This is a genomic window from Thiocapsa sp. (assembly GCF_035467215.1).
Classification (GTDB): domain Bacteria; phylum Pseudomonadota; class Gammaproteobacteria; order Chromatiales; family Chromatiaceae; genus Thiocapsa.
Window position 1 is genome coordinate 1 of record NZ_DATITZ010000257.1, and the last position, 7,934, is coordinate 7,934.

A 7,934-nucleotide genomic window follows, 5' to 3' on the forward strand; every position below is an offset into this window, starting at 1 on the left:
TACCTGCATCGCGGGAAGGAAATCACACCTGGTCTCGCCAGCGAGCAGACCACGCCCATCGTCGTGGAATACGGTACCGGTTTCGCAAGGACACCGACCGGTATCGGCGTCGATACCAAACCCTGAAGCGAGCTCAACGCATCGGGCATCTGCGGGCTCCCATTTCGCGGGGGACCCGCGGATGGTCGGCAAGTGGTGTCGAGAGTCTTACGTCGAGCTCCGAAACGGCGTTGTCGTCTGACCTTGGGATGAGTTGCCGGTTGGATTTATGAGAGCGGTGCTTTTTTTCATGATTGTCTTCGGTGGTGTCTTCGCCCCGGCCTTTGCCGAACAGACCTGCGATACGAGCCGATACCCGCTGTCTTCCCCGACGGAGCGATTCAGCGACAACGGCGACGGAACCGTCACGGATGTCGTGTCCCAGCTGATGTGGATGCGGTGCTCGGTCGGGCAGACGTGGTCGGGCGAAACCTGCCTTGGGGGAGCAACCGCCTACGACTGGCAAGCGGCACAGGAGGTTGCGGCGTCATTGAATGCCAGTGGATCGCAATTCTTCAACGATTGGAGGGTTCCGAAGCTGCGGGAGTTGGCGATGATCGCCGAACGGCAATGCGAAAACCCCCGCATCAATCTGACGGTCTTCCCGAATACTCCGCCGACCCTGTTTTGGACCGAGTCGCTGCGACCGGGCGAGGGGGAAGAGGGCTATGCATACGCCCTGAGCTTCGGTCCGGAAGGTGTGCAGCACATCGAGAAAACGCAGCGGCATGAGGTGCGACTCGTTCGCACGGCGCCATGATCGACGGCGGGATTCTCAAGCGTCGTGATGGCACCACTCGGCTGCGACCGACCGGTTCCGCGATTGGGCAGGTCGGAACCGGTCTCGAGGAGGACGTCGATCGCAATCGGCGCGGCCTGATTGCTGCCGGCGGGGCCTTCTTGTCGTTGATGCAGGTCGGTCTCCTCGGATCGGCTCGCGCGGAGACCTTCCGGCACGACGACCTGTTTAGCGCGACAACGCTCGACGAGGCTCTCGCGGCACTGGGCAGCACACCCATAGACGATGTTTCGGTCGACGAGGTCTCGGTCGAGGTGATCCTACCCGAGGTCGTCGAGGACGGGGCCGTGGTTCCCGTGACGGTGTCGAGCACACTCGCCGGTGTGGAGGAAATCTACGTCTTGATCCCGACCAATCCATACCCCGTTGCGGTTCGCTTCGAGATTCCGGACGGGACCGAGCCGTTTGTCTCGATACGCCTGAAGCTGGCGCAAAGCGGCGCGGTTTACGCCGTGGTGAGAGCGAAAGGCCGCCTGTACGCCAGGGTTGCGGAGACTCGGGTAACGGTTGGCGGATGCGCTTGAGCATTCGGGTCCCAAGCGACGGGCCGCTTGACGGCGCGACTTGTTCGAGAGTGAAACAGGATGGCTGATCCGATACGAATCCGCGCAAGAAGCAACGGCGACATCACCGAGGTCATGGTCTTGATGCCGCATCCGATGGAGACGGGACTGGGGTTGGATGCATCGGGGAGGGGGCGTCGCGCCCATTACATCAGCGACGTCGAGATCAAGCTCGGCGATCGGACGGTTCTGCGGGCTCGTTTGAGCATCGCCGTGTCGAAAGATCCCTTGCTCTCGTTTCGATTCAAGGGGGGAGGGGCGGGTGATCGCATCGGCGTCACCTGGACAGACAACTTCGGTGATCAGGGAAGCGGGTCGGCCTCGATTGTTTGACCGTCGACACCGGATTGCAGCGGCGGCCGACCATGCGATCGCGCCTTCGGTTCTGTCCGCGATCGTTCGAAAACCAGGCGCAACGGGCTCTGCGTCGATGTCGAGACACCCGTTGCAACGTGATATAGACCACCAAACGAGGGCATACATCAATGAGCGAATGCAATCGCCGGACCTTTATGCTGGGACTTGTTGCCGGGGGCTCGGCGCTCGCCCTGAGTCGCTTGAGCCTTGCAGAGGAAGCAAAGAAGGCTGTTCTAACCGAAGACGACGCCTACGCGAAGTCGATGGGCTTCCGCTTGGATACCACGCAGGTCGATAAGGCCAAGTACCCCAAGCACACGCTCGAGCAGAAGTGCAGCGAATGTCAGTTGTTCTCGGGAGAGCCGGGAGAACCGCTCGGACCCTGCTCCTTCTTCGGGAAACGTTTGGTTCCGGTTGATGGCTGGTGCCGAAACTTCAAACCCAACAGCGCAGCCTAGTCGTCCGAGGCGCCGACCGATAAGAACAATTCCGGGTCGGCGCATCAAGACCGACTCCGTCGGAGCAGGCTCGATCGGCGCGCCGGGGTCGCCCGTCGGACTCGGGCGAAAAGATCCACCGGCTCGGTACACGGGCCGAAATCGGGGCATTGGCCTCGCAACCACGCCACTACAACAAAGCCGGTCGTCCGGTGTGCCGGACGCAGGGCATCGAGCATTGGAGGTCACAGCGATGAGGTGTCCCGCAGGCACTTCGGGGCAAGCGCGGGTGCAGATCGAGCACCGGCGCATGCCGCGGATCGATCGGCATACAGCCACCGGAGCTTTGCCGTCGACAAACCTGAACGCGTCATTTCGGTCACGCCGAGAATCGAGCGGGCGCGCCCCGACGTGGATGGTGACCGGCCTGATGATCGTCAGTTTCCTGAGCCTTGTCGGATGTGATCGCACGGAGAGCGTGCAGTGGGGTGAGCGCGGTACCTCCATGATCCATATCGACAAGCCGGGTCGATTGCAGTCGGCGGCGGATCTTCACAGCATCCCCCCGCCCGAGCCGCGCGATCCGCCCGATCCCGAAATCCCGCTCGCGAAGGACGTCAATGAAAATGTTCAGGTCCTCACCGACCTGGACGCCCTTGAATTCGCACGCCTGATGCAGGCCATGTCGACTTGGGTGGCCCCGAACGAGGGTTGCGAATACTGCCACAACACCGAGAACCTGGCCTCGGACGAGAAATACGCGAAGGTTGTTTCGCGCCAGATGTTGCGGATGACCAGAGACATCAATACCAACTGGAAGTCGCATGTCGCGGGCACCGGTGTCACCTGTTGGACCTGTCATCGCGGCCAAGCGGTTCCGTCCGGAACCTGGTACACGAATCTCGGCCCGCAGACCCCTTCGGCGGGTATCACCGGGGTGAAAGCAGGTCAAAATACGGCTGGCATGCACACGGTCGGCAACGCGTCGCTCCCGTTCGATCCCTTGACCCCCTTTCTGGAGGGCGACACGCAGGTCTCGATCCAAGGGACCACGGCATTGCCCTCGGATAACCGAAATTCGATCAAAAAGGCGGAGTGGACCTACGCCTTGATGATGTACATGTCCAATTCGTTGGGCGTCAATTGCACCTACTGTCATCAGACCCGCGCGATGGGCGTTTGGGAGCAGAGCACGCCCCAGCGGGTCACCGCGTGGCACGGCATTCGGATGGTACGCGACCTCAACGGCGACTACCTCAACCCACTGAAGACCTTATATCCGCCCGAGCGACTGGGCCCTACGGGCGATGCACCCAAGGTGGCCTGCGACACCTGCCATAAGGGTGCGTTCAAGCCACTGCTCGGCGTCAGCATGCTCGGAGACTATCCTGAGCTGGCTGGATATCGGACCGAACGACCGGGAGCCGTGCCGGCGGAGGAGCCTGCCACCGAGCTTGCGGATAAGGGTACCGAGGGCGTGCTGATTGCGGCAGCGGAGGACGTGCAGCCGCAGGCGCAGGAAGGTATGGTCGATCCGGCTGCCGAGTCCGTTTCCGAGTCGGTATCGCCGGATTCCGATGCAGGAGTGGTCGAAGAGACCTTGGCGGAAACAGCCGTCGAGAGCGATGCCGCAGAAGAGCCGGTGCCTCAATCGATGGCCCTGCAGTCTGAGGAGCCGGCGGTCGGCGACACGGCAGCCTCGACCTCGGCCGAGGTCACCCAGCTTGCCGAGTCGGAGGCGTTGCCGGCTCTCGAGGAGGTCGTGTCCGAGTCCGTAGGCGATACCGCCGAGCTCGTCCGTCTGCACGAATCCGAGCTGCGCCAAGTCGAGCGACGCCTCGCGGCCGCGGGTGCCAGGTTGCAGCAGGAGCGAACGGCATTGCAGCAGCAGCTCGCGGTGGTGCGTGACCAGCGCGACGCCTCCACGACCGATGCCGAGGTGCAGATCGCGCAGCTGCTGGAGGAGTCCGCCGAGGAGCGCTCGGCGGCACTGAGGGCGGCGGAGGCGAGACTGGATCAAGAACGTACGGCGCTGCAGCAACAGCTCGAGGTGGTCCGCGGGCAGCGCGACGGGGTCGCAGCCGATGCCGAGGTGCAGGTCGCCAAGCTGGCCGAAGGCCGGGCTGCGGCGCTGCGGGCTGCCGGGGCGAGGCTCGATCAGGAGCGTATCGCCTTGCAGCAACAGCTTGCGGTGGTTCGTGCCCAGCGCGATACCGGTTCAGTCGAGGCCGAGACGCAGGTCGCCAAGCTCTCCGAGGAGCGAGCGGCGGCGCTGCGGGCCGCCGGGGCGAGGCTCGACCAGGAGCGCACCGCCCTGCAACAGCAACTCACGGTCGTTCGCGGGCAGCGGGCTGCGGTGGCGGCCGAAGCCGAGATGCAGATCGCCAAGCTCGACGACGAGCGCGCGGCGACGCTCAGGGCGGCCGGCGCAAGGCTCGACCAGGAGCGCACCGCCCTGCAACAGCAGCTTGAGGTCGTTCGCGGGCAGCGCGATGCGGTGGCGGCCGAGGCCGAGGCGCAGATCGCCAAGCTGGCCGAGGGGCACGCCAGGGCACTGCGAGCCGCCGGCGCGAGACTCGACCAGGAGCGCGTCGCCCTGCAGCAGCAGCTCGACGTCGTCCGAGGCCAGCGCGAAGCCGCCTTGGCGGACACCGAGTCCGAGTCGCAGATCGCCGCGTTGACCGAGGAAATGGATGCCTTGCGGGCAAAGCTCGCCGAAGCGGATGGTGCCGCCGCGGATCTCCGTGCGCAGATGCAAGCCGCAGCGACCGAGCATGCGCGTGAGCTGGCAGAGGCCAAGGGGTCGATTGCGCGGATACGCACGCTGTACGAAGGCGCGGCCGAGGTCGGCGGACGCATCACCGCAGAGGGCATTTTGGTGAATCTCGGCGGGGAGGAGCTTCGCTTCCCGAGCGGCAGCGCCGTCCTGCCGGCCGGGGCATTGCCGACGCTCGACCGCATCGCCGAGATGCTCGCGGCGAGACCCGATCTGAAGGCGAAGATCGCCGGGCACACCGATAGCCTGGGCAATCCCGAGATCAATCAGGCATTGTCCCGGCAGCGTGCGGAATCGGTCATGCGGGCACTAATCGAGCGCGGGGTCGATGCCGGCCGACTCAGCACCGAAGGCTACGGTGCCGAACGGCCGATCGCCGACAACACGACCGATCGAGGGCGGCGCGAGAATCGCCGTGTCGAGATCGTGATGATCGAGCAGGCCGGCAACGGAGCGGCGAGCAACCTCAACGACGGGTGAGCGGACCTCTGGGCGGGCGCGGAGGTGATACCGCGCACCGCCACGGTCATGCAGGTTTGGTGATCCGCCAACACTGGTGGATCCGCGGGTTGCGGGCAAAGTCTCGCGGGATGGTCTCGCGGCTGATGTCCTGGATCTCGAGATCCGCCAAATCCTCGGCGTACAGCCGAAACCGACGCAGATTGTTCGAGAACACCAGCAGACCACCCGGCTTGAGCAGCCGGGTGGTGGCTCGAATCAGGCCGACATGGTCGCGCTGGATGTCGAGCGTCTCAGTCATCCGCTTGGAGGTCGAGAAGCTGGGAGGATCCAAGAAAACGAGGTCGTATTGGCGTTTGCCTGCGGCCTCTTCCAGCCATTGCAAACAGTCCGCCTGGACCAGCTCATGGCGTTGCATCGGGATCGCGTTGAGCGCGAGATTATCCCGAGCCCAGTCCAGATAGGTTCGGGACATGTCCACCGTCGTGGTGCGCGCCGCGCCGCTGTTGGCGGCATAGACCGTTGCCGTCCCCGTGTAGGCGAAGAGGTTCAGGACGCTCTTGTCCTCGGCCAGCTCGCCGATCATGCGGCGTATGTCGCGATGATCCAGGAAGAGCCCGGTATCCAGATAGTCCTCGAAATTGACCAGGAATTTGAGTCCGCCCTCCTTGACCGCGTGAAAGCGGCGCGTCTCGGCGAGCCGCTCGTATTGGGCGTTGCCCTTCTGCGGCCGCCGGATCTTGAAGAACATCCGTGATTCCGGGATCTCGAACACCTCCGGGATCACGCTCAATGCCTCGCGCAGCCGATGCCGAGCACGTTTGGGGTCGACGCTCGTCGGCGCGGCGTACTCCTGCACATGCACCCAGCGCTGCGGTTCGTCGCCTTCCGGCTCCCCTTCGTAGACATCCACGGCCACCGCGTACTCGGGCAGGTCCGCGTCGTAGGCCCGAAAACAGTCGATCTGCTCCTTGCGGCGCCATTTGCCGAGGGCCTTGAGATTCTTCGCGAGCCGGTTGGCGAGCATGGTCGCGCCGTCGCTGCGCTCGGTCGGCTCGAGCGTGCGCGGCCGATTGGCCACGAAATCGCTGGGCTCGATCCGAAAATGCAGGAGCTGACATTCGATCGGGCCATTGTAGAGATGGTGAATTCGGTGCGCGCGCAGGCCCATGTGCTTGCCGAGGTCCGGGCTGCCGGTGAAGAGCGCGGCCCGCCAGCCTGCGAAGCGTTCCTTGAGCACCGAGCCCAGGCGGGCATGCAGAGCCGGCAGCTCGGCATCGGAGCCGAGCCGCTCGCCGTAGGGTGGGTTGACCACGACGAGACCGCAGTCGTCGTCTCGACCTGGACGGCAGTCGGCCAGCTCGCGGCGCTCGAAGTGCGCCAGTCCGGCCAGTCCGGCCCGTGCCAGGTCTTCGATGGCGATACGGATCGCGCGAGGATCCTGATCGTAGCCGCGCAGCGAGCCGAGACGTTGCAGCCCGGCACTGCGCCGGATCTCGGCCTCGTCGAGCAGACGCTGCCAGGCCGCCGGGTCGTGCTGCAACCAGCCCATGAACCCGAAACGCTCGCGCAACAGACCCGGCGCGATGTCCGCCGCGATCAAGGCGCCTTCGATGATGAGTGTCCCGGAGCCGCACATGGGATCGAGCAAGGCGCCGCCCTCGGCCGCGATAGCGGGCCAACCGGCGCGCAGCAGGATGGCCGCCGCGAGATTCTCCTTCAGCGGCGCCGAGGTGCCCTCGCTGCGGTAGCCGCGCCGATGCAGCGAGGTGCCGGACAGATCGATGCTGACCGATGCCTGATCCTGATGGACATAGACATGGATCTGAAGGTCCGGCGACTGGGCATCCACATTCGGCCGATAGCCCAAAAGCCGGGTGAAGCGATCGGCGATCGCGTCCTTCACACGCAGGGCGGCGTACTGCCCGTGCGTCACGCCGTTGACGACACCGTCGAGCTGGATAGCGAAGGTGCTCTCGGGCGAGAGGTGCTCCTCCCAGCGGATCTTCGCCGCCCCGGCGTACAGCTCGTCCGGTCCGGCGGCCGGAAATTGCGCGAGCGGCAGCAGGATGCGGTTGGCGACCCGCGACCAGAGACACGCCCGATAGGCGTCCTGAATCTCGCCGACGAATCGCGCCCCGCCGCGTGCCTCGACCGCCCCCTGCAGGCCGAGTCGAGCCAGCTCCTCCGCGAGGAGACTCCCCATGTGCTTGGGCGCGGAGGCGAAGAAGGTGTACTGGGGCATCTTGGGCGGCGGGTCGTCAGGGGATAGGGCCACGCAGTATATACCGGTCGCGCAGCGGTCTTTCGCCGCCCAAGGTGTTTGAACCTAGATCCGGCAGTTGACCGCTTCGTGCTTCATGCAAGGTCTTGACGGCCTTGACGATCTTGCTCGTCTGACGGCTCACTGGCCGGGGGAAGGCCGCTACGACCCCTGGAGCACGCCCCGCGCGGCGCCCGACTGCGTTGCAACTCGTTGGCGTAGAACCACTACGCCGCCTCGT

6 protein-coding genes are annotated in these 7,934 nt (G+C 64.9%); 5 read left to right on the forward strand and 1 reads right to left on the reverse strand.

Annotation, left to right across the window (positions count from 1 at the left end):
* Positions 1–268 precede the first annotated feature (268 nt).
* The 5 genes from VLR48_RS14750 to pufC all read left to right on the forward strand — a co-directional run bounded on the left by VLR48_RS14750 (position 269) and on the right by pufC (position 5,451).
* On the forward strand, positions 269–799 hold the full coding sequence (locus VLR48_RS14750) for a DUF1566 domain-containing protein (RefSeq protein WP_325292522.1): 531 nt from the start codon (positions 269–271) through the stop codon (positions 797–799).
* Positions 796–1,362, forward strand: a complete 567-nt coding sequence (locus VLR48_RS14755) for a thiosulfate oxidation carrier protein SoxY (RefSeq protein WP_325292523.1) — start codon at positions 796–798, stop codon at positions 1,360–1,362. Before VLR48_RS14750 ends, VLR48_RS14755 begins: the two co-directional genes overlap by 4 nt.
* A gap of 60 nt (positions 1,363–1,422) precedes the next feature.
* Complete coding sequence (gene soxZ / locus VLR48_RS14760) at positions 1,423–1,734, forward strand: thiosulfate oxidation carrier complex protein SoxZ (RefSeq protein ID WP_325292524.1); 312 nt, start codon at positions 1,423–1,425, stop codon at positions 1,732–1,734.
* A 152-nt stretch (positions 1,735–1,886) separates the two neighbouring features.
* Positions 1,887–2,216 (forward strand): high-potential iron-sulfur protein, encoded by a 330-nt coding sequence (locus VLR48_RS14765; RefSeq protein WP_325292525.1) that lies wholly within the window; start codon positions 1,887–1,889, stop codon positions 2,214–2,216.
* A gap of 409 nt (positions 2,217–2,625) precedes the next feature.
* On the forward strand, positions 2,626–5,451 hold the full coding sequence (pufC, locus tag VLR48_RS14770; protein ID WP_325292526.1) for a photosynthetic reaction center cytochrome PufC: 2,826 nt from the start codon (positions 2,626–2,628) through the stop codon (positions 5,449–5,451).
* 46 nt (positions 5,452–5,497) lie between these two features.
* On the opposite strand, the gene rlmKL is transcribed toward pufC, so the two are convergent.
* The gene (gene rlmKL, locus VLR48_RS14775; RefSeq protein WP_325292527.1) at positions 5,498–7,675 is read right to left on the reverse strand and encodes a bifunctional 23S rRNA (guanine(2069)-N(7))-methyltransferase RlmK/23S rRNA (guanine(2445)-N(2))-methyltransferase RlmL; all 2,178 of its coding nucleotides are present in this window, start codon (positions 7,673–7,675) and stop codon (positions 5,498–5,500) included.
* Between the last annotated feature and the right edge of the window lie 259 nt (positions 7,676–7,934).

Coding starts and splice junctions, on each gene's coding strand:
- pufC (WP_325292526.1), top strand. CDS start 2,626: ATGATCGTCAGTTTCCTGAGCCTTGTCGGATGTGATCGCACGGAGAGC.
- rlmKL (WP_325292527.1), bottom strand. CDS start 7,675: ATGCCCCAGTACACCTTCTTCGCCTCCGCGCCCAAGCACATGGGGAGT.
- VLR48_RS14765 (WP_325292525.1), top strand. CDS start 1,887: ATGAGCGAATGCAATCGCCGGACCTTTATGCTGGGACTTGTTGCCGGG.
- VLR48_RS14750 (WP_325292522.1), top strand. CDS start 269: ATGAGAGCGGTGCTTTTTTTCATGATTGTCTTCGGTGGTGTCTTCGCC.
- VLR48_RS14755 (WP_325292523.1), top strand. CDS start 796: ATGATCGACGGCGGGATTCTCAAGCGTCGTGATGGCACCACTCGGCTG.
- soxZ (WP_325292524.1), top strand. CDS start 1,423: ATGGCTGATCCGATACGAATCCGCGCAAGAAGCAACGGCGACATCACC.